The sequence below is a fragment of the Jeotgalibacillus campisalis genome (genome assembly GCF_000829515.1).
Lineage (GTDB): Bacteria > Bacillota > Bacilli > Bacillales > Jeotgalibacillaceae > Jeotgalibacillus > Jeotgalibacillus campisalis.
Genome location: NZ_JXRR01000022.1, coordinates 115,852 through 141,540, shown reverse-complemented (window position 1 = coordinate 141,540; position 25,689 = coordinate 115,852). Strand labels below are relative to the sequence as shown.

Genomic DNA, 25,689 nt, shown 5'->3' with positions numbered 1-25,689 from the left:
AAGAGGATTTGCAAGTCAAGAATAGGTTGAGAGACTTTGTCTATGAAATAGGTCCTTTACGATCTCTTCTATTATAGACTAAATTTAAGAAGCAGGTGAAAAAATGAAGATTATTTGTGCACCAGATTCATTTAAAGAAAGCTTATCAGCACCCGATGTGTGCCTCGCAATCGAAAAGGGATTTAAAAAAGTGCTTCCTGAGGCTGAATTTGTCTCTCTTCCAATCGCAGATGGCGGAGAAGGGACCGTTCACTCGATAGTGGCAGCCACGGGAGGAGAAGTAATCCCAATGGAAGTGACAGGTCCTCTTGGTGAAAAGGTCATGGGGTTTTATGGAGTAACAGGTGACAGGAAAACGGCAATTATTGAAATGGCAGCTGCATCAGGTCTGCACCTTGTAGAGGAAAAAGACCGAAACCCACTCATCACATCTACCCGGGGGACCGGTGAGCTGATTCTGCATGCACTTAATCAAGGTGTGAAAACGATTGTGCTTGGATTGGGCGGTTCTTCGACCAATGATGGAGGTGCGGGCATGGCTCAGGCACTTGGGGTAAAACTCACCGATTCAACCGGACAGGAACTTCCAGCAGGAGGTGCAGCATTGGCTCATTTAGCCCAAGTAGATACATTAGGGCTGGATCCCAGACTCAAAAAAGTGGACATAAAAGCAGCTTGCGACGTAACAAACCCGCTGACCGGTCCGTTCGGAGCTTCAGTAGTGTTTGGTCCTCAGAAGGGGGCAGACCCGGATATGGTTGCTATGCTCGATCATTGTCTTTCTCATTATGCCCGCGTACTAGAAAAGGATTTAGACAAAAAGGTAGACGGACTTGAAGGAGCAGGAGCCGCAGGCGGACTCGGAGCAGGAATTATTGCATTCTTAGACGGGGAACTCACAAGTGGAATTGATCTAGTGCTAGATGTTATTCAATTTGATGAAAAGGTTCATGATGCAGATCTCGTCATAACAGGTGAAGGAAAAATAGACAGGCAGACGGTTCAGGGAAAAGCTCCTGTGGGCGTGGCGAAAAGAGCAAAAATTTGCGGAAGTGCTCAGGTAGTGGCATTGGCCGGCAGTTTAGGAAAAGGCTATGAAGCCGTTTATGACCACGGAATTGATGCTGCCTTTAGTATTGTAAATGGAGCTGTAACATTGAAGGATGCTTTAAGAGTCGGCGCGCAAAATGTCGAACAAACCTCTGAGAATCTGGCTCGTTTATGGCTTGCTGCTCAAAGAGCGAGAGGAACTGTTTAGAACTCTCCGGGACGTAAACCCATTAAAGTAGACTTTATACGTGCTCGCGATTATTTACCGGGAAATAATTGTCGAATGCAGCCAGAAAAGCGTTCCAATTAATCGCAAAAATTTATAAATTTTTTACAAATTAAGTGTTGTTTCAACTTACGTAAAAGCTTTATGATAAATGAGTATGATACTACTTATAGGAAACGGAGGGTTTATTTTGAAAGTTGGATTAAAAGCTTTATTTATTATTTTGTTAACGTTTTCACTTTCTTTTTCAACATTTACTGCCTCGACTGATGCTTCAATGGCACCTGCCAAGCACGATAAGATCACGGGAGCTGTATTCTTAAAGGAACTGGTTGCAACACTCGGCATTGACCTGCAAACTCCTGCAGAATTGCCTTTTGATGATGTTTTACCTGCAGACGAGCCTTACATAGACGCTGCGATGCGAGTTGGTATTCTTGATGAAAAAATGATTGAAGAATTTGGTCCGAACGAAAAAATCACGAAAGAACAGGCGTATGTATTTCTCATTCGCTCATTAAATCTTCGAGACTATTATTCTGTTAGACATTTACATTCCTACAAAGATTTCCGTGCGATTAAGCCAGCGTACATTAAGGAAATGTCTGCAGCTGCAGCGCTGGGTTTAATAGAAACCCATCAAAGAAAGACGATCCAACCTAAAAAGCCTTTAACGTATTATGACTTTACTTCTTTAATGGATACGTTTGAGGAAACATTTGAAATGACTCCTATTATTCATACGAATGACTTCCACGGGCGGATTTTGCACAATGAAGAACAGGGAGAAATGGGTCTGGCGAAGGTAGCCGAAATTGTGGATAATGTCAGAAATGATCATCATGATGCCTTTTTATTTGATATGGGAGATACTTTGCACGGAACGGCTGTTGTAAATAATTTTGAAGGTCAGCCGGCCATTGAAGCGATGAATGAGATGGGCTTTGATGCGATGGTTCCAGGAAATCATGACTTTAATTATGGCAATGAACAGCTGCTTGAAGCTGCAGAAGAAATGAACTTTCCGCTTATATCCGGAAACATTCTAAAAAATGGAGATCCTTATTTGGAAGACCATATTGTTTTAGAACGGGATGGAAAAAAATACGGAGTAGTGGGAATGACAGCTACGGATACTGCCGTTAAAACGAGCCCGAAAAATTTAGAAGGCATCGTTTTTGAAGATGAAGTAACTCGTACCCAGGAAATTGTCGATGCGATTGAAGATGAAGTCGATCATATTATTCTTCTTTCCCATTCCGGTCTGGAAACGGATGAACGAATTGCAGATCAGGTAGAAGGAGTAGACTTAATCCTAGGAGGACACAGTCACGACACTCTTGAAACCCCTGTGAAATACAATGAGGCTTATGTTTCACAAGCGTTTGAATATGGAAAAGCACTTGGACAGACAAATCTTGTCTTTCATGATGACAAGTTAATAGGAGTAAACGGCTTTTTGTACCGTGACGACTCTTCAATAGAAGGAAAATCAGAAATTAATACTATCATTCAACCTTATAAGGATGAGGTTGATGCGTTACTTAATGTTGTTATTGGCAGTACAGATGTGAAACTTGAAGGTGACAGAAGACTAGTACGGACGCAGGAAACAAATCTGGGGAATTTAATCGCAGACTCAATGCGCTCAACACTTGGCAGTGATATTGCCTTTACAAATGGCGGAGGGATCCGCGCAAGCATCGAAGCAGGAGAAGTCACCCGTGGAGATGTTGAGGAAGTGCTTCCGTTTGTAAATACATTGGTACAAATGAAAATTGACGGCGCTGCGATCAAAGCAGCACTTGAGCACTCAGTGCGTCTTGCACCTGGTGAGAATGGAGGATTCCTCCATATCTCCGGAATGAGCTTCACATATGATCCGTCGCAAGCTGCCGGTTCCCGTGTGAAAGAAGTTCTGATCGGCGGAGAGCCATTAGATGAATCGAATGAATATACCGTAGCAACAAACGACTTCACAGCTATTGGTGGAGATGGCTACACCATGTTTGGTGAAGAATTTATTGAATACAACAGCGGAGAGCTTTTAAGCGCAATTTTGATTGAAGCAATCGCTTCCGGCCAGGAAATACCGTCAGTAGAAGGACGTATTGTTGCAGAATAACGAGTGAAATAGGAAACGCTGCACAATGAACTAAAAAAAACTGGAAAGCACACTGCGATACAGCGGTGTGCTTTCCAGCTTTTAAGATTTTTATATAGTTAATTAGTTATATAGGCCTGTTAGATATACAAATATGTATATTTAAGTTGCTGTTTTTTTGTGAAAAAGCTATTATTACTCTTAGATAAGAATATTTTTTTAATAAAAGGCAAACCAGTTGAAAAGCTGGGACTGCAAAGCTACAGATTTAAGGTAGATAAACTAGGATGGCTGAGCCGCTGAAATACGATATTCTTGTATTTTAGGAGGAATAAAGTTGAACGATTTAAAAATGAAAGTGTTTATAAACCTATGAAAATAAAATACTGGCTGGATTGCAAATTCAAGAAAAAGCATCGGTATAATTTTTATACAGACACCTGCATCGTCTGTGGCAAGAAAAAACCGGAGAATTCCGGCCGTAACCGCTAGTGGCTAACTGAGGCTGACTTAAAAGTCGTGTTAACGAACTTTTAAGCAGCTTCTTTTTTATGGAAAGGTATAGATTTAGAACGAAATAATCTTCAATGATGACTGGCATTTTTAATCAGTAAAATTGTTTTGTCTATGTTTCGGTCCGGCATAGCTAATGTAACTATTATACATAGATTTAGATAGGGCGAATTTGTCCATTTAATGGTATGATTTTATTTTTAAAGAACTTTAATAGAATGCCCTTCATATACTAGAAAAAGAGATATTCTACTAGATTGGACAATTGGCAGTAAAGAGAAGAGGTTATAGTTTGAGAAGTCAAAGGAGAGCTAATAATAAGAAATCAAGGGTAAGAGGCGCTTTGCTGCGATTAATTCCTTTTATTTTGTTTTGTGGAGCTATTTGGTATTCATCTTCACAAACCTATGAACAGCAGTCGCTGATTCCGATACTGGACCGGATCACGTCATTGGAACTTTTCCGTGATCAATTCAGCTGGGTTCAGTTTTCATATGCAGGATCCATTGTCAGTATTGATGAGAGGGGCTACGCTGGATTTGTGGAATTTTTTATTAGAAAAGGTGCGCATTTAGGGTTCTTTTTTATGATCGGTTTGTTTTTAAGCAGTTTTCTGCATTATTTATATCCTAAACTACTTATTTCTATTACAGCGACTTTTCTATTCATCGTATTTTTTGCTGCTCTTGATGAATATCGCCAGTACTTGACTGGAGGAAGAACTCCGCTCATTCAGGATGTAATGTTAGATACGACGGGTGGAGTCTTGGCAATCGTGGTGTATTTCCTATACCGGACTATGTTAAAAAGAAACTGAAGGATACTAGATTTAACTGTACTGCCTTTCCATACGAGCTTCACTATGGAACGGCTGTTTTTTATTTGACAGCGACAACTGTTTATCTTCGATGTTGGGAAAGTGAACCTGCATCAAAATAAAAATGTTTCATCAATAGACAGCGGGGGAGTAATGGGGAAATAAGGATACACTGTATTAGCTGACCATGCCCTTAAATTTTACATAGAGCTCAAACCGTAACTATTGATGAATCAGGGTACCAGGCAAAACGGGCATGGCAGATGCTCGGTTCGCTTCTGCTGGCTCAAGCACTGTTCTTCATTATTTTATTAAGGAAAAGGAAAAGTTTTTAAGAAAGTAAAATTAAAAAATGCGAAAAAGTTAAAAATATGATAAAATAAGTCTTTAATGAAAGTCCTACATGCATTTCTATTTAAAGGTAGTAAATCACTCATTTAGGAGGTTACTTTTTGAAAAATCAAGAGTTTCTTCTTACCCTTCAATATTTAGATGATGAACATTCTATAAAAGGTTCACCGCAAGTCATTGAACACCACCTAAGAAATCTTGTAAACCATTTATCTGAAGATCGTACCTTATCTCCTTCAGAAAGAGAAATAAAAATAAAAATCAACATAGCCTCTCCCGGCCGTTCAAGTGATAACAGCATTGAACAGGATTCGGATGCTGCAGCCTCTGACACTGGGAAAAAAGAGATTGTCGCTTTGCTGGAGGAAATAGAGCCTACGACCGAATGGCTTTATGTGTTGTCGTTTTCCTATTATCTATCATTATTTCATCAAAATGAGGTCATTACTGCCCGAACGCTCAGCCATCTTTATCCTGAGGCAGAGATTTCATTGCCAAATAATATTCATTTTTCTATTTTTCAATGCGTGGATAAAGGTTTTCTTGAACTTGTGGGCACCTCAAGCAGTCAACAAGCGTATAAGATCACTTCTTTGGGCATTAAGCATGTGGAAGATCGCATACAGTACAGTCGTAAAGAGAGAAACGGAAAAATTTTACTTGATCAGTTTGAATCTGATCAGCAAAAAAAACAGGTGGACCTTTTTGTCGAAACCATTGAACCTGCTGAGTATGAAAAGCTGAAAAAGCTTAGAAATTTTGAAGAACAGCTCCTCTTAATCTTGTACTATCTTCATGAAAAAGGAATTACAAATTTAGTGCGAACCATTATGGTTTATCAGATTCTGCTTCAGCTCAAACAATATAACGGCAGCCCGCGTACGGTTCAGACCGCGCTAAGCAGAGCCCGTCCGATGGTTATGAAAGTTAAAGTGGAAAATAAAATCCATTATAAACTTACAGAAAAAGGAACTATCTATCTTTCAAAGAATAACTTAATTCACTCTTCCAATACATAAAAAAATCCGCTGCAGTGGTTCATGCAGCGGATTTTTCCGGTTTTATATATCTAGATGATCTTTTAGTGAAGCCTGAATGGATTGAATTTCATTATCAGGAACAATGTAATAATAAACATTATTTATGCGTTCGCCATATCCGTTTTGAATCGAGGTTTGCTCAAAATTCGAAGCAGCAGCCCGGTATTCACTTTGAATGTCTACCATTTCATCAAATGTCAAATTGGTTTTGATATTATTGCCAAGTGCATTAAAGATGTTTCCATAGTTCCAGAGTGAATTGATGCTGGCGCCTTCACGGACAACCCCTTGAATAATCTGGCGCTGTCTTTCCTGGCGTCCGAAATCACCGTCTGGATCTTCATAGCGCATGCGCGAGAATGATAAAGCTTTTTGTCCATCTAGGGTAAGCTCTCCCTCAGGAAAACTGTAACCGTCATAATCAAATGCAAACGAATTACTAACAGTCACACCGCCGACTGCATCCACAATATCCTCAAAGCCTTCCATATTAACCTGTACATAGTAGTCAATTGGAATATCGAGAAAATTTTCAACCGTGTCCATAGCCATTGGAATTCCGCCAAAAGCGTATGCATGATTGATCTTATCGTCAATGCCTTTGCCCACGATTTCAGTCATGGTATCACGGGGAATACTCAAGAGCTTTGTCGTCTCTTCTTTCGGGTTAACAGTCATCACAATCATTGTGTCAGATCTTCCCTGATCATCATCCCGCTCATCTACCCCGAGCATGAGGACAGAAAAGGGGTCTTGTTCATTAAATTTAACTTGTTCTGTTCTCTTTTTAGAGGCTTCGCGTTCTATAGGCTCATGCATTTTTTCAGTAGCTGTATTTAAAGATTGATAGACTGTAAAAATATAGGCCCCAATACTAAGCAGCAGTATTGTAACACCGATTAAAAGCCATTTCAGCCATTTCTTTTTCTTGCGTTCTCTTCTCACACATTGTCCCTCATTTCAGCATTATCTCTATTTAAGATAGCATGATGGAGGGGAAAAAGGAATATCTTCTCATAAAGAATAAATGAAAGTTTTAAGAATATTGTCGTAAATTGAAGGTTGCCTGTCTAAACATAGTCTTAATTTCTCATTTTTGATCGTCAACTAGATACATAGCAGTAAAATGGTACTTATTTCAACATAAAATAGAACATATGTTCGAAAAATGATATAATGATTCTGCACAGCAATTAATAGTTGGCAGGCTACTTCCCAATGGAGGGAGGTGGTGCGGGTGACAGTGTATGAGGCAGTGAGTGTAGTAGCACAGTTTAGCGTTTTAGCGATCAGTGTCCTCACCCTGGTTGTTTCCTTGATCATCAGCCAAAAAAAGAAATAACCGTCCCCCCTTGGCAAGGATAACGGTTATTTCCTGATAATCTGATTCCGAGTCAGCCAATCTATAAGAAAAGCTGCTGCGGAAATGGGGGGGTTAGCCCCCTCATTTTCTACTTATATTTCTACTATATCGTTTTTATACAGTAAAATCCATTAGAAAGCAGAGAAAATGCAGGTAATTTATTCATGCCAGCCGTTTACCAGATGCCTCGCTCTGACTACACCCTTAATCGTCTGTAGACGGTTTAAAATATCTTCAGCCTGATCACTGGTAAGCTTATTATCAATATCAATTAATGTGTAAGCCCAGTCACCACGGCTTCTGTTGAGCATGTCAGCGATATTAAATTCTCTTTCAGCGAGCAGCGTTGAAAATTGTCCAACCATGTTGGGGATATTTTGATGCATAATGGTCAGCCTTCCCGGTGAAATGAGCGGTAAGCTGACATTAGGCAGATTAACAGAATTGCGAATATTGCCTGTTTCCAAAAACACCTTTAATTGCTGCGCGGCCATAATGGCACAATTTTCTTCCGACTCTGTCGTTGAAGCCCCTAAATGCGGGATGGCTACTACATTCTCCAGATTAAACAGATGATCATTAGGAAAGTCTGTAATGTATTTTCCAACGGTGCCGTCTTCTAAAGCATGGGTCAGCGCTTGTTCATCCACTAATTCTCCGCGAGCAAAATTAATAAATTGCATTCCTTTTTTCATGGATCGAAACGCTTTTTTATCAATAAATCCGGTTGTTTTTTGAGACAATGGCACGTGAATCGTAATGTAATCACAGGTAGACAGCAGTTCTTCAAGCTGATGAACCCGTTGAACATTCCTTGAAATGGTCCAGGCTACATCGACTGACACAAATGGATCATAGGCCACTACATCCATGTCGAGTGCAAGAGCATCATTTGCTACAATTGACCCGATATTACCAAGGCCGATCACACCAAGCTTTTTGCCTCTGATTTCATTCCCGATAAACGCTTTTTTATTGGCTTCTACTTGAGACGCCACATTTGTAGTGCCTTCAAGCGTATGTGTCCACCGTATAGCTGAGAACAAATTTCTTGCACTGGCAATTAAACAGGATAGCACTAATTCTTTTACTGCATTGGCGTTAGCGCCTGGTGTATTAAAGACTACAATGCCTTTTTCTGAGCAGGCATGGAGTGGGATATTATTCGTTCCCGCACCTGCTCTGGCAATGGCCTGCAAGGAAGGGGGAAGAGATTGATCGTGAAGGGAGTGGCTCCGGAGCAAAATTCCATCCGGTTCTTCTGCCGTATTAAGTTCGTATGAATCTCGAAATAATGAAGTTCCGGCTTCTGCAATTTTATTATACGTCTGAATTTGATAAGTCACAGTTTGTCTCCTCCTTTATCAAGCGTTGCTACCGTTTGTTTTTCAAATTGCTTCATGGCATCCACCAGCCTCTCCACACCTTCATAGGGCATCGCATTATAAAGGCTCGCTCTCATTCCGCCGACTGATCGATGTCCTTTTAATTCGACAAGACCTTTTGATTCAGCAAAATGAAGAAATGCAGAATCTGTATCGGGATCAAGAGATGTAAAAGGGATATTCATTAAGGAACGATCTTTTTTATTTATTGGAGAAGAAAAAACAGAAGACTGATCAATAGCATCATATAAGAATGAAGCCTTTTCATGATTTCGAGCTTCCAGCTCATCTATTCCCCCTAACGACTCAATCCACTCCAATACAAGACCTATCATATAAATGCCAAATGTAGGCGGTGTGTTATATAGAGAATTAGCTTTTACATGCGTGGCATAATCCAGCATGGAAGGAGTCGCCTTGCTTGCTCTTCCTATTAAATCTTCTCTAATAATAACGACGGTTACACCTGAAGGGCCAAGGTTTTTTTGAGCTCCTGCATAGATAACCCCATAATCTTCTACATTGATTCTCTCAGATAAAATACTAGATGACAGGTCTGTAACGATCGGAACAGATCCCGTGTCGGGAAGCTCCGTTATACGAGTTCCTTCTATAGTATTGTTTCCGGTGATATGTAAATAATCTGTGTCCGGTGAAAGTGCTGATTGTGAAAATGAAGGAATGGATTTGAATCCATTTTCTTCAGAAGAAGCGTATATTTTTGCTTTCCCAACTTTTTCAGCTTCCAACAAAGCCTTTTTTGACCAGGAACCGGTGATTAAATAGGCGGCTTTGTGATCTGTTTGTAACAAATTTAATGGAATCATAGAGAATTGTAACGAAGCACCGCCTTGTAAAAAAAGAATTTTGTAGGAATCCGGTATATTCATCATTTTTTTCAGGCGGGATTGCGCATTAACTAAAATTCGCTCGAATTCTCTTGATCGATGACTCATTTCCATTACCGACATCCCGCTGGCGTTTGTGTTGACGAGCTCTGATTGCGCTCGCTGCAGTACTTCAAGCGGAAGAGCAGAAGGTCCTGCGGAAAAATTAACTAGGCGATCCAATGTCACTCAACTCCTCTAATTTTCTCCAGTTGATGCTTAACTATGAAACATTCTTCACAAAGATAGGTCTTAGTATAGTTCTATGACGGACATGTGTCAATGAGTGGAGAACAGTATTTAACGTAATGTAATTGTTACCACACTCTAACTCTATTGATATGTTCTTGCAATCTATAGATGATATGATAGGTACTGTTAGTGAAAAGGAGGGCTTCATTTCATGAAAAAACAAATTGTAGCACTAACTGCAATGGCAGCACTGACTGCTGGAGCAGCAGGACAAGCATCAGCATCATCTTCCCACACGGTAGAAAAAGGCGACACGCTGTGGGCAATTTCAAAAGAAAACAACGTCACGGTTCAAGAACTAATGCATTGGAACAGCTTATCATCCGACCTTATATATCCTAGACAAGAGATCAAGTTTCACAGCGAAGAAGTAAAAGAATCATACACGGTCGTTAGTGGTGACACTCTTTCTGAAATCGCTAAAGCGCACGGAACTTCAGTAGACAAGCTTTATAGCTGGAACGGCTTATCAAGCGACTTGATTTTCCCTGGTGATCAATTAACAGTAGCTGGCGGTACTGCTCAAGCAGCACCAGCAGAGGAAGTTGCAGCAGCACCAGCTGAAGAAGCAGCACCAGCAGAGGAAGTTGCAGCAGCACCAACTGAAGCAGCAGCACCGGCTGAGGAAGCAGCACCTGCTGAATCAGTAGCACCAGCTGAAGAAGCAGCACCGGCTGAAGAAGCAGCACCAGCAGAGGAAGTTGCAGCAGCACCTGTTGAATCAGCAGCACCATCTTCTGAAGCAGTTCAGGAACTAACTGTAACAGCAACAGCTTATACAGCATATTGCAATGGCTGTTCAGGTATTACAAGAACTGGAATTGATCTTCGTTCAAATCCAAACCAAAAAGTAATCGCAGTAGACCCTAACGTAATTCCACTTGGATCAAAAGTATGGGTTGAAGGTTATGGTGAAGCGATCGCTGGAGATACTGGCGGCGCAATTAAAGGCAACAAAATCGACTTGTTTATTCCTTCTCAGCAAGACGCGCTTAATTATGGCGTTCAAGAAGTACAAGTTAAAATCCTTGAATAGTCTAGGGTAAACCTATTTATGCCATCTCCATTTGGAGGTGGCTTTTTTTATCTTCTTACATTATGTATAGCTTGATGAATAGGAAAGGTAGTTCTTTCGATCAGATTGTGTGTAATCCCGCAGTTTTTTACGGGGAATGTACACAACCTTATACGCTCTAAATGGTATAATTTATTAAATTTAGTTCATAAAGATACATTAGTACTAGAAAAATAAACAAAACCAAGACGCAAATAGATTGCTAATTGAATAATATAAAAAAATAAGAAAGGCTGATTCATTTAAAGGTGAATATTTGCTTTCATTATGAAAGTGAAAAGGATTTGCTAAGCATTAACCCTTTATTTTTTTCATAAAATAGTTGATAATATAATTAAATAACTGAATATTTAAAAAATAATACAGAGAGGAGGAAATTAAGTTGCTGACGATCAAAATGATGAAGCCTTTCTATACATTGCAAGAAGGACACGATCTTAAGCTGGTATTTGCCTATCAATATTTCTCTGTTGTCAAAGGAAAAGAAGTGTATCAATTTATCCCTGTGGAATCTAATGAGATCCGAATAAATTTAAAGACGAAACAAATTGAAAATTTAACCGATATCTTTGTTTTTCAAAGAGGAACGCGCATATTCAGAATTCCATTATTTCAGCTTATGCAAATTTCGGATTTAGTGGATCATTTAAAATCGATTATCACGTTTTATGTGCAGCAAATCAAGACGGATGAAGAAGAGGAGGCATTGTGTGAAGAAATTTTATTTCTAGAACGTCAAAATCTTCACCGCTTAATTGATAAAGCGCTGCTTGACGGTAATAAAGACTTATTTATGGCGCTAACCGATCGTCTTAAGCTAGAGGAGGCGACTCACTAATGCTTCCGCTGAACGGAACTTAACCGCAATCCCACCTTCAAAGACTGTTACTTTGATTGGGTGATTGCGGTTTTATTTTTTATGATTTAAATGCACCTGATCATTATTACATCAATGAATAATCCGTTTTGCATAAAAAAGTGCCGCCTGCATCTAGCAGGCGGCCAATGAGAGGGTATTGCTGGGTCATTTCATATTCTTATTGTAGAATATAAAAACCGTTTCGTCTATTGGGAAAATTCTGATGATTAGCTTACTCTTTTATCTGGAGGGTAAATCACTTTTCCTGAATCAGGCGCTTCACCCTTCTCTACATGTACACGGAATTTTTCCACTAACTCTTCGTTTACAGCAGGGACTGAAGCGATGCCTGCGAATAGGATAGCTGCTGTAAAAGATACTGTCAAAACCGGTTTATAAACCTTCTTCATTGTATGACCTCTCCTTTTTGACCAGCTCTCTCCACTGATCGTAATAGTGAATAACTTTTTCGTGATCTTCTTTTTCACTATAGTAATCAATGATTCCAGGTAGCAGTTCTTCTGCTTCTTGATAAAAGGAATGTTTGATTAAATAGGGATACAACCATTTTATCGCATATTTAATCCCGTCGACTTGGGAAAATTGCATTTTTTTTAAGTAAACAGCGTAGTAAAAATAATATTTATTGTCTAAATTTAGACTATAATCGTGGAAATCATTCAGATTTCTTTCCCATTCTTCTGTAAGAAGGTCGATTTTCAGGCCGCTTTCAAGCCAGTTTAGCAGTACCACCATATATTGTTCCGATCCTTTTCCCAGTAATACCAAGGCTTCCTCCATTAATTTTCTTGCCTTACTATATTCTTTGGAAGTCAGGAGACATCTGGCATAATTAGACAATATATGTGGATAAACGCTGTCACGAAAAAAGATGCGGGAATTCCTTACAAGCGGCTTATACAGCGCACCCGCTTCTGTAAAAAGTCTTAGTTCCATAAAGCAAATACCTAAAATCATTTGCGTATGAATTAACCGCTTCCAGTTGCTTTCTGTTTCGAAAATTTCTGAAGCCTTCTTCGCATAAATAACAGAGGCCTCATGCTGGTTAATATGACTATATGATAACGCCAGCTGGTAATAGGCTTCAGCTGTCCAAAACTTTCCAACAGGAAGAGGGTTATCCAAAAACTTTTTAAACAGCTTGATGGAGGCTTTATAGTCACTGGAAAAAGATAAATTTAAGGCCTGAATAAACAAATACAAGTTTTGTTCTGCAGGCGTAAATGTTGTTTTAATCCGCTGAAGTATAGTTAAAATTTCTTTTTCTTTCTCCGGCAATTCACTCCACACATAATACCGATACATATAAATATGATATAAGTTTACATATTCGCTTGTTTCAATATAGTCCTTTATTTCTGAAATCTGAATATAAAGATGATCAATTTGTTCATCGTCATATGCAAATAAGGATTCAATAAATTCCTGCAACAGATCCTCAATTTCACCCATTCTGTTTTTCTCATCCTCTAAACGAAGATCCAGGCGTTGAAGAAGCATGTTTAGAGTTTCTTCGTTAGCGGTGTACATATTAGTTTCGATTTTACTTAGATGAGAAGTGGAACAGATGCCATCTGCCAAATCAGTTTGAGTTAATCCTTTTTTGGTGCGGTAATACTTTATAATCGAACCTACATTCACAATTATCGTCCTTTCGATTTTAGAATAGTAGATCAACTGTTCTCAGTATATATCGAAAAACTGTTTCCGTCTAAATATTCTGAACGAACTCTTTGTTTTAAAGTTGAAATCGTACCGTTGATTCAAGCTTGCAGAAAAAAGCTGCTTCAACAATCGAGGGTATCGGTTGTTGAAGCAGCTTTTTAACTATAGGAGATTAATAAAAGCGTTTAAAGCTTTCAAGCTTTGAATTCCAGTAGCTGTTACTCAAGCTGGTGATTTGAACACCGCCATCGTTCGCATGAATAAATTGATTATTTCCTATGTAGACTCCTACATGAGAAATGCCGCTTTTATATGTATTTTCAAAAAATACTAAATCTCCAACGGAAGGGGAAGACACTTCATAAGAACGGGCATGCTGGCCTTCTGCATTCGTACGGGAAATATCCACTCCAGCCTGCTTATACACATAATAGATGAAGCCGCTGCAGTCAAACCCTGAAGGAGAACTGCCGCCCCAAACATATGGCACGCCCATTTGTGCCATTGCAATATTCACAACTGAACTGCCGGTATTGCCGCTTGAAGGAGCTGATGGCGTTGAAGGAGCTGATGAACCTGAGCCGCCCTTGATCGTTAAACGCTGGCCTACCCGGATTAAATCAGAAGAAAGATTATTCCAGGATTTTAAATTTGCTACCGTTACCTTATGGTTTAATGCAATTCTTCCTAATGTATCACCGGACTTTACCGTATAAGATGAACCTGAAGCGCTTGACCCAGGCTGAGAAATAGTAGGAGCAGGTGCGGGAGAAGATCCCTGAGAAGAACCGCTGACCTTTAATTTTTGACCTGGATAAATGAGATGTCCAGACACGTTGTTGAGACTTTGCAATGTTGATAATGACATCCCGTGTTTTTGTGCAATTGCGCCTAATGTATCACCGGATTTTACGGTATACGTTCCGCCGGATGAATTGGATACAGAAGAAGATGGTCTGTTTGAAGAAGATGAAGCTGAACTGCCTGAAATCTTCAGCACTTGATTGGGATGGATCATGTCAGAAGATAACTTATTTAACGTTTTTAAATTATTCACCGTGGTGCTGTACTGATTGGCAATCTTCCATAATGAATCACCTGAGCTAACTTTATGTGTTGTACTGGCTTCAGCTTCTTGATCAAAGCCCCAAAAGCTCGTGATAGCTGCAGTTGCCGCTACGGCGAATAATGTTTTTTTCATTTGTTTCCCCACACTCCTATAGATTAATTAATTTGTAGAAAAATAGTCGACCAGGTATGTGCCCCAAATGGTGTTTCCTTCTTCATTGGGATCATTATCATCTGTTAAATAGTTTTCCAGCTCTTCATCATCTATTGAAGGCCAATCTTCCCAATGATTTAAAAAAGGAATACCCTGTTCTTCCACAACTTCTTGTACCGTTTCCAATTCGCCAGGATAATAGGTTGAGTTGTAAAGAGGCTGTGAAGGAAGCGTAAATAAATGCGTTTCAGGAAAATTTGACTGCATTTCTTCTAAAAAACGATTTGTATAATAGATTTGGTCCTGGCTTGAGAGCATTCCGTTATCATTGATAACAGGCAGTTCGTAAAGAACAATATCCTGTCCTTCAAAGGTTACTGCTTCTGATTGAAGAGAGGTCAGCCAATCTTCTGATGTACCTTCGTTTTCATGTGTAATCAGGGAGAAAGCAAAGTCTATTCCTTCATACGAAGAAAGGAAGCTTTCTTCTATTAAGGTGGTCCAATTCTCCTCTAGTGCCACGGCAGATTCTGTAGCTACAAAAGTTATATCGACCGTATCACCAGATTCTTTACTTTCAATCCAAAATTCCTGAACGTCCTGCGGCTGATTGGCAATCAAGTCTTCCAATTCATCGGCGCTACCCTTTTTAGACTCGTTTTCGATAGACGTAGAAGAATCAGCAGAATCTTCCGAATTGGCATTACTAGTAGATTCTACCACAGAGGAAGATGAACGGTGAACTTCTTTTTGAGAATCTTTCCATGCATCCTGTCCAAAATAAACTACTGCTCCAGTTAAAACAATACTTACAATGAGTAGAACTTTCTTCAGCATATAGGTTTAAACTCCCTTTTTATTGTGATATGAAAGGTACAGAAAAAAGTACGTTATAATTATATAAGAAAGTTTGTCCAATTGATAGAATGATTGTAAATCTTTAACGAATTTTGAAATTAATAAAGCTAGGCGGTTAATCCCTATGCTATAATAAAGTGGTTATTTTTATCTATGTCAGGAGGAAACATTTGTTATGGAAGAAACTATTAGCTTGAAGGAGTTATTTGGAACGCTCAGAAAACGTATGGTCATGATTATTGTAATCGCCCTGCTTGCGGTATCAATAAGTGCAGCGGTCTCCTATTTTTTAATTACTCCTGTTTATCAGTCATCGACACAACTGCTAGTCAATCAGGAGAAAAGTGACCAGCCAAATTTGAATGTTTCAGATATTCAAGCAAATTTGCAATTAATAAATACATATAATGTAATTATTAAAAGTCCAGTCATTCTCGATAAAGTCTCGGAACAGCTGAATGGATCGTTCACATTCGGTCAGTTAAATGAAAAGATCACCGTACAAACAGAGCAGGATTCTCAAGTAGTGAATCTTACCGTTCAGGATCCGGATCCGTATGTTGCAGCAGATATTGCAAATCGTACAGCTGAAGTATTTCAGGATAAAATTGTAAATTTAATGAGTGTAGATAATGTAAGCATTTTAACTCCAGCAGTCGTTTCTGACGGCCAGTCGCCTGTCAGCCCGCAGCCGTTTTTAAACATGGCGATCGCTCTTGTGGTTGGACTCATGGTAGGAGTCGGAATCGCTTTCCTATTAGAGTACTTGGATAATACGATTAAAACTGAGCAGGATATTGAAAAAACATTGGATTTGCCCGTTTTAGGTGTAATTGGGAACATCACACATCTCGTTGATGAAGATCCTCAGGGGAAAAACACACGGACAAGTCAAGTGAGGAGTGAACGATATGGCAGCTAAACCTAAAAAAAGCAATATGGATAGTAAAAAAAGAAATCTAATTGCCGAATACAACCCCAAGTCTGTTGCATCAGAGCAGTACCGGACTATTCGGACAAATATACAATTCTCTGCGATTGATGAAGATATCCGTACGATTACAGTCAGTTCATCAAGTCCTGGTGAAGGAAAGTCAACAACAGCGGCAAACCTTGCCATTGTATTTGCACAGCAGGGGAAAAAAGTCTTACTGGTAGACGCTGATATGAGAAAGCCTACGGTTCATTTCACATTTAATATGATGAATACGATTGGCTTAACTACGGTGCTGACCAGACAGTCAGAACTTGATAAGACTGCGAATCAAACAGATATTGAAAATCTTGATATTCTGTCTTCCGGACCGATTCCTCCAAATCCTTCAGAGCTCTTGTCGTCACGGGTAATGAACCGCTTCTTTGATACAGCAAAAAACATGTATGATCTGATTATCTTTGATACGCCTCCCGTTTTGGCTGTAACAGACGCCCAGGTGCTTTCCCACCAATGTGATGGAACAATTCTGGTCGTTCGAGCCGGCATTGCGGATAAAGATAAAGTCACAAAAGCAAAAGAAGCCATTGTTTCAGCAAAAGCAAAGATTCTTGGAGTCGTCTTAAATGATAAAAAAATGAAGAGCAACGATGAATACTACTATTATGGAAACAACTGATCGGAGGGACCGCTAAATGATTGATATTCATTGCCATATTTTGTATGGTGTGGATGACGGTCCTCAAAATGAAACGGAAACACTGGCTCTGCTGCATCAGGCCATTGAGGACGGGGTAACCGATATTATTGCCACCCCTCATCATCGAAACCGTCACTTCATAAATGAAAAAAAAGATGTCCTTATATTAGTGGATAAAGTAAATTCACTGGCACAGGAAAATCGTCTTTCGATTACCATCCATCCAGGTCAAGAGGTCCGTATATATGGTGAGATCGCTGAAGATTATGCCAGGGACGAAATTTTAAACTTAGCAGGAAAAACTAATTATGTGCTGGTGGAGCTGCCGTCGAGTCAGGTTCCTGCTTACACCGAACGTGTTTTATACGAGATGCAGGTAGCGGGGCTGATTCCAATTATTGCCCATCCCGAGCGCAACTCCGCAATTATGGAAGATCCGGGTAAGCTATATTCGCTTATTAATCAGGGAGCACTCTCCCAAGTAACTGCGGCAAGTATAGCAGGAGACTTCGGAAAGAAAATTCAAAAGTTTTCTATCGAACTGGTTGAACACCAGCTTGCGCACTTTATTGCCTCGGATGCACATGATACAAGGCACAGAGGATTTGCGATGAAAAGAGCACAAAAGGCGATCGAATCAGCACACGGTCATGATTTTGGTGTGTTTGAAAATGCAGACAGGCTGTTAAAAGGACATTCTCTTCAGCTGAATCCGCCCATGGAAATGAAAACGAAGGGATTCTGGTCGAAGCTTTTAAATCGATAAACAAATCTCCTGAAGCATAAACCCGATTTGACCTCTTCGCGTCAATTAATCGGGTTTTTTCTTTAGGGAAAGCGGTATCGGTACCGCACCATCATTCTTCCATCTTGATCTTGAGCAGACTTGAAAACTGAGAAACGATCATTACTAATATTAGAATATTTCGTTTTATCTGTTTAATGGATTTCAAAAATGCTATGATCAAAGATGTGAGTAACTGTTCATTCTGTTTAGGGAGGTGGAAAACTCAATGAGTTTATTTTCTTTTGGAAAAAATAAAGTTAAACAAGAGGCAACAGAAGAAGATCGATTAAAAGAAGAGAAAAAACAATTGAAAGTAATGGTAGAAGAAATGGTTGAAGGATTAACAAAACCATACTCAGTTCAATCCATTCAAAGAAGCATCAAAGATCAAATTGATAAAAAAAGGTATGCCAATCCCTCTAAAGACCACTATAAATACTCTCTTTTAAAAAACGTAATCTACTTTCTCGAAGTGGAAAAAGAAATTAAAAGAACCTTGTCCAGTCTCTTAAGAGGAGAAAAATTCGATTCAGTTCCAGCTCTCGATCAGCATATTCTCTCCTTTCAATCACGCATCAGACATTCAATGGATGAGTTGCTGACAGCAAACCATGATAAATATTATCATAAGTATCTTGCAACAGAAGAAGGAATTAACGGATTGGAAAGAGAATTTATTGATCATTCTGTTCTTCACTCCTGGTATATTGACGCATGCTTTTATCTTCAGAGTAAGCCAATGAAGGATCTGCCGGAAAGTGTACCAAAACGCTGGATTGTCAGTGAAATCGAGCGGACGTTTATGTGGAAACTGTCACAATATTTGTACTTGCATAATTATGAGGGAACAAAAGGTGAGCTCAAATAAATCGCAAATTAAATATGTAAATAGTGGGCAGCGAGTAAAATCGCTGTCTATTTTTATGTTTCTCGAATTTAAACCTATTTAATCTAATTGTAATCTAACTGTAAAACAATAGATTAATAGACAATGCTACAATAAAACACGTTACATAGAATTTATAATTGAAAGGAAGATCATACGATTGAATAAAACCAGAAACATCATAAGTTTTGTTATTGTCCTCATGTTCCTCTCAGTCATTAAGATAGATTCTGCTGAAGCATCGTCTTTCGATATTAATAGAATATCGGGTTCTGACCGATATGAAACGGCAGTAAAAATATCAAAAGAAGATTTTCCGAATGGAACAAATCATATAGTACTTGCTGTAGGGAATAATTTTCCTGATGCTTTAGCAGGTGCTCCACTGGCTCACAAGTTAAAAGCTCCAATTTTATTGACAGCGCAAAACGGCATTCGCTCAAATACTCTGGCAGAGATTAAAAGACTGAAACCTTCTACTGCTGTCATTTTAGGCGGGCCTTCTATTATTTCTACATCAGTTGAAAAGCAGCTGCAATCACTTGGAATTAAAGTAGATCGAATTCAAGGTAAAAACCGGTATGAAACTTCTGTAAATATTGCAAAGAGAATTGGCGCCACAAGAGCCATTGTCGTAAATGGAAGTTCGTTTGCAGATAGTTTATCGATAGCATCGTTTGCTGCTAAAAATCAGTATCCCATTCTTTTAACAGCAAAGAATGATATTGATCCATCTGTTAAAAATTATGTAAAAGGCATGTCCTCTACTATCATTGTTGGTGGAACAGGCGCAGTTTCGAAGAATGTTGCGAGTCAACTCCCTAAGCCGAAACGATTTGCTGGGAAAGATCGATACGAGACATCTGCTCTAGTTGCTAAGAGTTTATTTCCATCAACGATGAATACAGTAACAGCCGCTACAGGACAAGGGTTTGCTGATGCATTAACAGGTTCAACTTTCGCTGCTAAAAAAAATCAGCCAGTTGTGCTAACACGTCCTACATCTTTACCAACGCCGGTGCGAAACGTGCTTAAAAGTAAAAAAGTAAGCACTGTAAATGTAATTGGGGGAGAATCCGTGGTTAACGCTTCTGCTTTCGATGCACCTAAACCGCCTGCTCCGAAGCCATCACCATCGATTGATCTATCGGATGCAGTAGTTTCAACAGGCAAGGATTATCTCGGTGTGCCGTATTTGTGGGGAGGAACAACACCATCAGGCTTTGATTGCAGTGGATATCTGGGCTATGTGTTTAACAAGCATGATGTTTATATTCCTCGTACAACTGCAGATATTTGGGACTACGGCACGAAAGTAAGCTCACCAAAAGTTGGCGACATTGTGATGTTTGAAACCTATAAGCCTGGTGCTTCTCACGGAGGCATCTATATAGGAAACAATCAGTTCATCCATTCGGGTAATGACGGTGTTGAAATTACTTCATTAAACAACTCCTACTGGAAAGCCGCTTATATTGGTGCAGTAGATGTAATAAATAAATAAGTGTACAGCTCTTAAACGCTTGCATTCTTTGATGCTCACCTGTTTTGAACAGGCTGAGTAACTGGAATGGCAGGCGTTTTTTTGTTCTTCAATTATACTACTATAAAATTCTATAGATCTTTATTCGTATATGGATACGAATAAAAAGGTCTTTAGTCTCTATACGTTATTTTATATAATGTTTGGAATTCAATTCGCTACCATTTGATTCGTATTACTCATATTACAAATCTATTATAAATATATCAAATTATATTGACTATTCTGAATAAATTATATAATATTATGTGTGTTCTGATATAAATGGAAAAGAGAGGTGAAATTGGTTACAGCTTTGCAACGGTATATATATTCTTAAGGGGGAAACAAGTTGACAAAGAAGTGGAAAAATAACGTAACTGCAGCCTTGGCGCTTTCATTAGTTTTAGGAAATTCTTCAGTAGCACTTGGGCAGGATAACCAGAACGATGCGCCGAAGAAAGATGCGAATGGCGAAGTGCCGGTAAATGTTTTATCGAATGCTCAGGCAAAAATGGCTAAACTTGATCAGAAGGCTAAAGTCACTGCAGATAAAGCTGCTTTAAAAGAGTCAGATATGGTAAGAGTCATTGTAGAAGTAGCGGGTGAAACGGCTATTGAACATGCGACGAAAAAAGGCGTTTTGTATAAAGAGCTTTCAGATTCAGAGAAAGAAAACTTTGAGCAGGAAGCTGCATCATCTCAGCAATCTGTTAAACAATCAATCTCGTCCAAGGGCGTAGATATAGAATACAAGAATTCATTTTCTGCTTCAGTAAACGGCTTCAGCGGCATCATCCAGTACAAAGATTTTGGTGCGATTGAATCACTTCCTGGCGTAAAGAAGGTTTATATTGCCAATGAATATGAACGTCCTGAATTTGAGGAGGATATGGTTACAAGTCATGAGTTTATTCAATCCTACCAAACTTGGGCGGATGCTAAATACAAAGGCGAGGGTATGATTGTTTCTGTTATTGACAGCGGAACCGACGTTGACCACCGTGATTTCGTATTGAGCGATGGAGTAGAAGGGGAACTGACGAAAGAAGAGGTTTCTGCTTTAAAAGATGAAAATTCCGTAACAGGAAACTTCTATAATGAAAAAGTTCCTTATGCCTATAATTATTACGATTTGAACGATACCGTGGAAGATCTTGGACCAGATGCTTCCATGCACGGTATGCACGTAGCGGGTACTGTTGCTGCAAACGGCGACACTGAAAACGGCGGGATCAAAGGAGTTGCGCCGGAAGCTCAGATCCTTGGAATGAAGGTCTTCTCCAACGACCCTAATTTCGCATCTACATATTCAGATATTTATTTAAAAGCGATTGATGATTCTATTAAACTTGGAGCCGACGTTCTGAACATGAGTCTTGGATCAACTGCTTCATTCTATGAAGAAGAATCACCTGAGGATCTAGCTATTACTCGCGCAGTTGAAAACGGCATTGTTTCAACCGTTTCAGCAGGAAATTCAGGTCATATCGGACGAGGATACAGCAATCCTCATTATGAAAATCCGGACATTGGCCTTGTCGGAGCTCCTGGTTTAAATGCGGATACGCTTCAGGTAGCAGCTTCCGGAAATTACATGGATTTATATACCCACTCCGTCAATGGAGAAGGTGTTCCTGAATTTAAAGGCTATGGAATTGATGACTGGAGTAAGCTTGGAGAAGTAGAGGTAGTAAGTTTGAAAGCTTTGTCCGGTAACTCTGGAGCACTTGGTGCACCAGCGGATTACAGTGGTATTGACGTTAAAGGAAAAGTAGTGGTAGTAGAGCGGGGCGGGTTGCCTTTTGTAGATAAAACGGTCAATGCTGCAAATGCAGGAGCTGCAGGAATCATCGTTTATAACTCTACTTCCCCTGTTTTCTACAAAGATCAGGGCGGCTGGGATATTCCTTTCATGAAAGTAGAGAGAGCGGCAGGGCTTGATCTTGAAGCAGTACTTGCAGATGGATCCTCACTTATGATGGATGTTACACAAACAGCTAAAGAAGAAGGACCTGAGGTAGGCCGTGCAACAGACTTTACTTCATGGGGTGTAACGCCTGATCTTGAATTCAAGCCTGAAATAACAGCTCCGGGCGGCGGCATTTTGTCAACTGTTAATGATGATGAGTATACCGTCATGAGCGGAACATCCATGGCAGCTCCTCATGTAGCAGGAGGAAGTGCATTAGTACAGCAGTACTTACTAGACGATGATCGCTTTAACGAGTATAACTCAGATGAGCGCACCAGACTTGCTAAAGCGCTGCTAATGAATACTGCTGACATTATTCACGATCTTAATGGGCAGCCTTTCTCACCTAGAAGACAGGGTGCAGGAATGATGCAAACCTATGCAGCCGTTTCTACACCAGTATTTGTAACAGATAGTGAAACAAATGAAGCTAAAGTAAATTTAAAAGATTTTACTTCTAAAACTGTATCAATGACATTAACTGCAACGAACCTTACGGGAGAAGATGCAGAATATAATGTGGACACATCTGTTCTCGCTGATACATTTGTGAAGGACGGAGACTCGACTTATAATGCCCTTGTTGCAGGTGATTTAGAAGGTGCTGTCGTAAGTGGTCCTGAGTCAGTAACAGTGCCTGCAAACGGCTCTGTAGATGTAACGGTTTCTATTGATTTAACAAATGCAAAAGTTAAAGGAATAGATGAGGATGGAAATGAAGAACTCATTGATCTACCGGCAGATCAATTCGTAGAAGGGTTTGTTAAGTTGGTTTCTACTGATTTAGAAAATCCTGATCTTGCAGTTCCTTATCTTGGATTCTATGGTAAATGGGAAAACCCTGATATTGTGGATAATATGAGCTTTGAAGGCGAAGATCGTTTTTATAACACACCATCTAGTGTTGTACAGTTGAACAGGGAAAATATCCCAACCTTTTCATCGGGGATAGAAGTGGATGGAGAGATAGTCTACCCGCTATCTACAAAAAATAAAGACGGATTATATGATGATATCAATGTTGCACCATCATTCCTGAGAAATGCGAAAGAAGTACAGTTTAATGTATTAAATGGAGAGAATACAAAACTCAAAACGATTTCTCTCGAAAATAACATACGAAAAAATTATGCTGCAGCAGGTCAGTATTCTTACAGTGGTGCAAGAGTATGGAATAGCTCTGTAAAAGATAAAATCGTCGATGACGGCATGTATTTCTATGAAATCAAGTCAAGAGTGGATTATGACGGTGCAAAATGGCAGTCGAAAAAAGTGCCAGTTTATGTGGATAATACAGCACCAGAAGTAAACGATGTCTCGTTTGACAAAGACACTAACACACTTAGCTTTACAGGCGTTGACGAAGGAGTAGGAATTTTATGGTACGATCTTTACATTAACGGCCAATATGTCACTCCAACAGAAAAACTTAATGGGGATACAACTTCTGTTAACCTAAGTAATTATGGCTTTAGTGCTGAGGAGATTCAGTCATTGGAAATTGTTCCAGTGGATAAAGCCGGCAATGTTGGCTATGAAGCAAGTTTTGTTGACGATGGAGATGCGCCAATCATCTACCTCGATGACAATGCTCCAATCGCGCTCAACTACTATAAAACCCGCACCATTCCGGTAGCAGGTAAAATTGTAGAAGAAAATGCTCTTGAATCAGTCAAGGTAAATGGCAAGGAAGTACCTTTCACTCCTTCGACTGACGGATTTGTTTTCTCTACAGAAGTAACAGTAGAATCTGACGGCAAGCACGATATTACAATAGAAGCAACGGATGTGAATGGAAATTCTACAAGCATCGCACGCGGCTTCTGGGTTGATACGGTTGCGCCACAGGTTGTTGTCAATACTGACGAGTTGGTGAACAATTCAACTGATCAGGTAGAAGTTGACGTTCTTCTCAGTGACAATTTTAACGGCGTTGAACTTTCACTCGAAGACGATGTTCTCTTTAGCAGCATGAATACAACAAGTGATGAAACAAAGCCGTTTGAAGGAACAGTTCCTGTTACACTTGACCTTGAGGAAGGCTCCAACACATTTGAATTTAAAGCAATTGACACAGCAGGAAACGAAACGGTTTATGAGCTGTCCATTACGCGAAATGATTCTGGATTGTTTGTAGAGCGTATCTCAGGGAAAAATCGTTACGAAACAGCGGTAGAACTTAGCCAGACTGAATGGGATTCAGCTGACACAGTTATTCTTGCGCGCGGTGACAACTATGCAGATGCGTTGGCAGGTGTTCCATTAACTTCAATGCATGATGGTCCATTATTGTTGTCAAGAACTGCAGCTCTTCCATCTTCTACTTTAGATGAGATTAAGCGTCTAGGTGCGAAGAAAGTAGTCGTACTTGGAGGAGAAGGAGCTGTTTCTGCAGACGTAGTGAAGACTCTTAAAAATCAAGGAATTACAGTAGAACGTATATCCGGTAAAGACCGTTACGAAACCGCTGCTAAGATTGCTGAAAAGTTCGGTAAATCAAGTAACGCAGTAGTCGTTAATGGACAGAACTTCCCGGATGCTTTGTCAGCAGCAAGCTATGCTGCTCAGCAAAAAATGCCGATCCTTCTGACAAAGAGCTCATCGCTCCCTAAAGCGACTAAAGATGCTTTAGCTAAGCTTGAAGCGAACAGAACGTTTGTAGTCGGCGGGTCTGGGGTTGTTTCAAATGAAGTGATGGGTCAAGTTCCGAATGCACATCGTATTTCTGGAAAAGACCGTTACGCTACTTCACTTGAAGTTGCTAAATTCTTTGGTCAAGATTCAGATACCGTTTATGTTGCAACAGGCAGAGATTTTGCTGATGCACTTTCCGGATCTGCAGTTGCAGCTAAGAGTGGATCTGGCTTATACCTTGTAGGCAGCTCTGTATCAGACGACCTTGGTCAACATTTGCAGGACGAGGATTTCAACTATGCTAAAGTTATCGGAGGCAAAACGATTGTATCCGAAGACATCGTTCAGCAGTTGAATGACTTTTTAGAAGAGTAATAATACAGCTGAAATACCAAATCTTCTTTTATTAGAAGGTTTGGTATTTTTTTGTTCATTTTTAACTTAATTTATTTATTAATATTTGAACTAAAGATTAACAATTTAAAAGTGCTTCCGATATTACTATTACATACTCTTATATAACTGTATTTTAATATTTATCTTACTTCGAATCTATTTAGGCT

At 39.6% G+C, this 25,689-nt stretch carries 20 protein-coding genes and 1 riboswitch; of the genes, 13 read left to right on the top strand and 7 right to left on the bottom strand.

The window, feature by feature from the left end; translation table 11 throughout:
• The first annotated feature begins 103 nt into the window (after positions 1 to 103).
• From KR50_RS16535 to KR50_RS16520, 4 genes are all read left to right on the top strand, one after another.
• Entirely contained in the window at positions 104 to 1,258 is a 1,155-nt protein-coding gene (locus KR50_RS16535; RefSeq protein WP_041061262.1) for a glycerate kinase family protein, read from the top strand.
• 208 nt (positions 1,259 to 1,466) lie between these two features.
• The gene (locus KR50_RS16530) at positions 1,467 to 3,401 is read left to right on the top strand and encodes a bifunctional metallophosphatase/5'-nucleotidase (RefSeq protein WP_041061259.1); all 1,935 of its coding nucleotides are present in this window, start codon (positions 1,467 to 1,469) and stop codon (positions 3,399 to 3,401) included.
• A gap of 197 nt (positions 3,402 to 3,598) precedes the next feature.
• Positions 3,599 to 3,684, top strand: a riboswitch (cyclic di-GMP riboswitch).
• 501 nt (positions 3,685 to 4,185) lie between these two features.
• Positions 4,186 to 4,710 carry a VanZ family protein gene (locus tag KR50_RS16525; protein ID WP_041061256.1) on the top strand — a complete coding sequence of 175 codons (525 nt, stop codon included), beginning with the start codon at positions 4,186 to 4,188 and terminating at the stop codon, positions 4,708 to 4,710.
• Between the two features lie 452 nt (positions 4,711 to 5,162).
• A complete protein-coding gene (locus KR50_RS16520) occupies positions 5,163 to 6,080 on the top strand; it encodes a hypothetical protein (RefSeq protein ID WP_041061253.1) in 918 nt (305 codons plus the stop codon).
• A gap of 42 nt (positions 6,081 to 6,122) precedes the next feature.
• Here the strand turns inward: KR50_RS16520 and tagU are convergent, their stop codons facing one another.
• The gene (tagU, locus tag KR50_RS16515; protein ID WP_041061250.1) at positions 6,123 to 7,046 is read right to left on the bottom strand and encodes a polyisoprenyl-teichoic acid--peptidoglycan teichoic acid transferase TagU; all 924 of its coding nucleotides are present in this window, start codon (positions 7,044 to 7,046) and stop codon (positions 6,123 to 6,125) included.
• A 292-nt stretch (positions 7,047 to 7,338) separates the two neighbouring features.
• On the opposite strand from tagU, the gene KR50_RS18780 reads away from it, so the two are divergent.
• Entirely contained in the window at positions 7,339 to 7,443 is a 105-nt protein-coding gene (locus tag KR50_RS18780) for a putative holin-like toxin (protein WP_232304302.1), read from the top strand.
• A gap of 179 nt (positions 7,444 to 7,622) precedes the next feature.
• Here the strand turns inward: KR50_RS18780 and KR50_RS16510 are convergent, their stop codons facing one another.
• On the bottom strand, positions 7,623 to 8,810 hold the full coding sequence (locus KR50_RS16510; RefSeq protein ID WP_041061248.1) for a phosphoglycerate dehydrogenase: 1,188 nt from the start codon (positions 8,808 to 8,810) through the stop codon (positions 7,623 to 7,625).
• Positions 8,807 to 9,919, bottom strand: a complete 1,113-nt coding sequence (gene serC, locus KR50_RS16505) for a 3-phosphoserine/phosphohydroxythreonine transaminase (RefSeq protein ID WP_041061245.1) — start codon at positions 9,917 to 9,919, stop codon at positions 8,807 to 8,809. The genes KR50_RS16510 and serC overlap by 4 nt, the downstream gene beginning before the upstream one ends.
• 220 nt (positions 9,920 to 10,139) lie before the next feature.
• Between serC and KR50_RS16500 the strand changes: the two genes are divergently transcribed.
• Positions 10,140 to 11,024 (top strand): 3D domain-containing protein, encoded by an 885-nt coding sequence (locus KR50_RS16500; protein WP_041061242.1) that lies wholly within the window; start codon positions 10,140 to 10,142, stop codon positions 11,022 to 11,024.
• 421 nt (positions 11,025 to 11,445) lie between these two features.
• Positions 11,446 to 11,901, top strand: coding sequence for an IDEAL domain-containing protein (locus KR50_RS16495; protein ID WP_041061239.1), 456 nt, complete (start codon positions 11,446 to 11,448; stop codon positions 11,899 to 11,901).
• A 248-nt stretch (positions 11,902 to 12,149) separates the two neighbouring features.
• On the opposite strand, the gene KR50_RS16490 is transcribed toward KR50_RS16495, so the two are convergent.
• The 4 genes from KR50_RS16490 to KR50_RS16475 form a co-directional block, all read right to left on the bottom strand.
• Positions 12,150 to 12,332: a hypothetical protein gene (locus tag KR50_RS16490; protein ID WP_041061238.1), complete on the bottom strand. Its 183-nt coding sequence runs from the start codon at positions 12,330 to 12,332 to the stop codon at positions 12,150 to 12,152.
• Positions 12,316 to 13,584, bottom strand: coding sequence for a helix-turn-helix domain-containing protein (locus KR50_RS16485; protein ID WP_041061235.1), 1,269 nt, complete (start codon positions 13,582 to 13,584; stop codon positions 12,316 to 12,318). Before KR50_RS16485 ends, KR50_RS16490 begins: the two co-directional genes overlap by 17 nt.
• Positions 13,585 to 13,780: 196 nt before the next feature.
• Positions 13,781 to 14,809, bottom strand: coding sequence for a C40 family peptidase (locus tag KR50_RS16480; RefSeq protein WP_041061234.1), 1,029 nt, complete (start codon positions 14,807 to 14,809; stop codon positions 13,781 to 13,783).
• Between the two features lie 27 nt (positions 14,810 to 14,836).
• A complete protein-coding gene (locus KR50_RS16475; RefSeq protein WP_041061231.1) occupies positions 14,837 to 15,667 on the bottom strand; it encodes an SGNH/GDSL hydrolase family protein in 831 nt (276 codons plus the stop codon).
• Between the two features lie 196 nt (positions 15,668 to 15,863).
• Here KR50_RS16475 and KR50_RS16470 point away from each other — a divergent pair, with 196 nt between their 5' ends.
• From KR50_RS16470 to KR50_RS16445, 6 genes are all read left to right on the top strand, one after another.
• Positions 15,864 to 16,610 carry a YveK family protein gene (locus KR50_RS16470; protein WP_041061229.1) on the top strand — a complete coding sequence of 249 codons (747 nt, stop codon included), beginning with the start codon at positions 15,864 to 15,866 and terminating at the stop codon, positions 16,608 to 16,610.
• The gene (locus tag KR50_RS16465; RefSeq protein ID WP_041061226.1) at positions 16,600 to 17,301 is read left to right on the top strand and encodes a CpsD/CapB family tyrosine-protein kinase; all 702 of its coding nucleotides are present in this window, start codon (positions 16,600 to 16,602) and stop codon (positions 17,299 to 17,301) included. The genes KR50_RS16470 and KR50_RS16465 overlap by 11 nt, the downstream gene beginning before the upstream one ends.
• Before the next feature lie 16 nt (positions 17,302 to 17,317).
• Positions 17,318 to 18,088 (top strand): tyrosine-protein phosphatase, encoded by a 771-nt coding sequence (locus KR50_RS16460; RefSeq protein ID WP_041061223.1) that lies wholly within the window; start codon positions 17,318 to 17,320, stop codon positions 18,086 to 18,088.
• Between the two features lie 247 nt (positions 18,089 to 18,335).
• Positions 18,336 to 18,977 carry a hypothetical protein gene (locus KR50_RS16455; RefSeq protein ID WP_041061220.1) on the top strand — a complete coding sequence of 214 codons (642 nt, stop codon included), beginning with the start codon at positions 18,336 to 18,338 and terminating at the stop codon, positions 18,975 to 18,977.
• 178 nt (positions 18,978 to 19,155) lie between these two features.
• The gene (locus tag KR50_RS16450; RefSeq protein ID WP_052477182.1) at positions 19,156 to 20,499 is read left to right on the top strand and encodes a cell wall-binding repeat-containing protein; all 1,344 of its coding nucleotides are present in this window, start codon (positions 19,156 to 19,158) and stop codon (positions 20,497 to 20,499) included.
• A 370-nt stretch (positions 20,500 to 20,869) separates the two neighbouring features.
• Entirely contained in the window at positions 20,870 to 25,501 is a 4,632-nt protein-coding gene (locus tag KR50_RS16445; RefSeq protein ID WP_041061215.1) for a cell wall-binding repeat-containing protein, read from the top strand.
• Positions 25,502 to 25,689: the final 188 nt, after the last annotated feature.

Excerpts from the sequence above, each read along its gene's own strand:
- KR50_RS16500 (WP_041061242.1), top strand. The coding sequence starts at position 10,140 with ATGAAAAAACAAATTGTAGCACTAACTGCAATGGCAGCACTGACTGCT.
- KR50_RS16455 (WP_041061220.1), top strand. The coding sequence starts at position 18,336 with ATGAGTTTATTTTCTTTTGGAAAAAATAAAGTTAAACAAGAGGCAACA.
- KR50_RS16470 (WP_041061229.1), top strand. The coding sequence starts at position 15,864 with ATGGAAGAAACTATTAGCTTGAAGGAGTTATTTGGAACGCTCAGAAAA.
- KR50_RS16535 (WP_041061262.1), top strand. The coding sequence starts at position 104 with ATGAAGATTATTTGTGCACCAGATTCATTTAAAGAAAGCTTATCAGCA.
- KR50_RS16465 (WP_041061226.1), top strand. The coding sequence starts at position 16,600 with ATGGCAGCTAAACCTAAAAAAAGCAATATGGATAGTAAAAAAAGAAAT.
- KR50_RS16460 (WP_041061223.1), top strand. The coding sequence starts at position 17,318 with ATGATTGATATTCATTGCCATATTTTGTATGGTGTGGATGACGGTCCT.
- KR50_RS16475 (WP_041061231.1), bottom strand. The coding sequence starts at position 15,667 with ATGCTGAAGAAAGTTCTACTCATTGTAAGTATTGTTTTAACTGGAGCA.
- KR50_RS16480 (WP_041061234.1), bottom strand. The coding sequence starts at position 14,809 with ATGAAAAAAACATTATTCGCCGTAGCGGCAACTGCAGCTATCACGAGC.
- KR50_RS16490 (WP_041061238.1), bottom strand. The coding sequence starts at position 12,332 with ATGAAGAAGGTTTATAAACCGGTTTTGACAGTATCTTTTACAGCAGCT.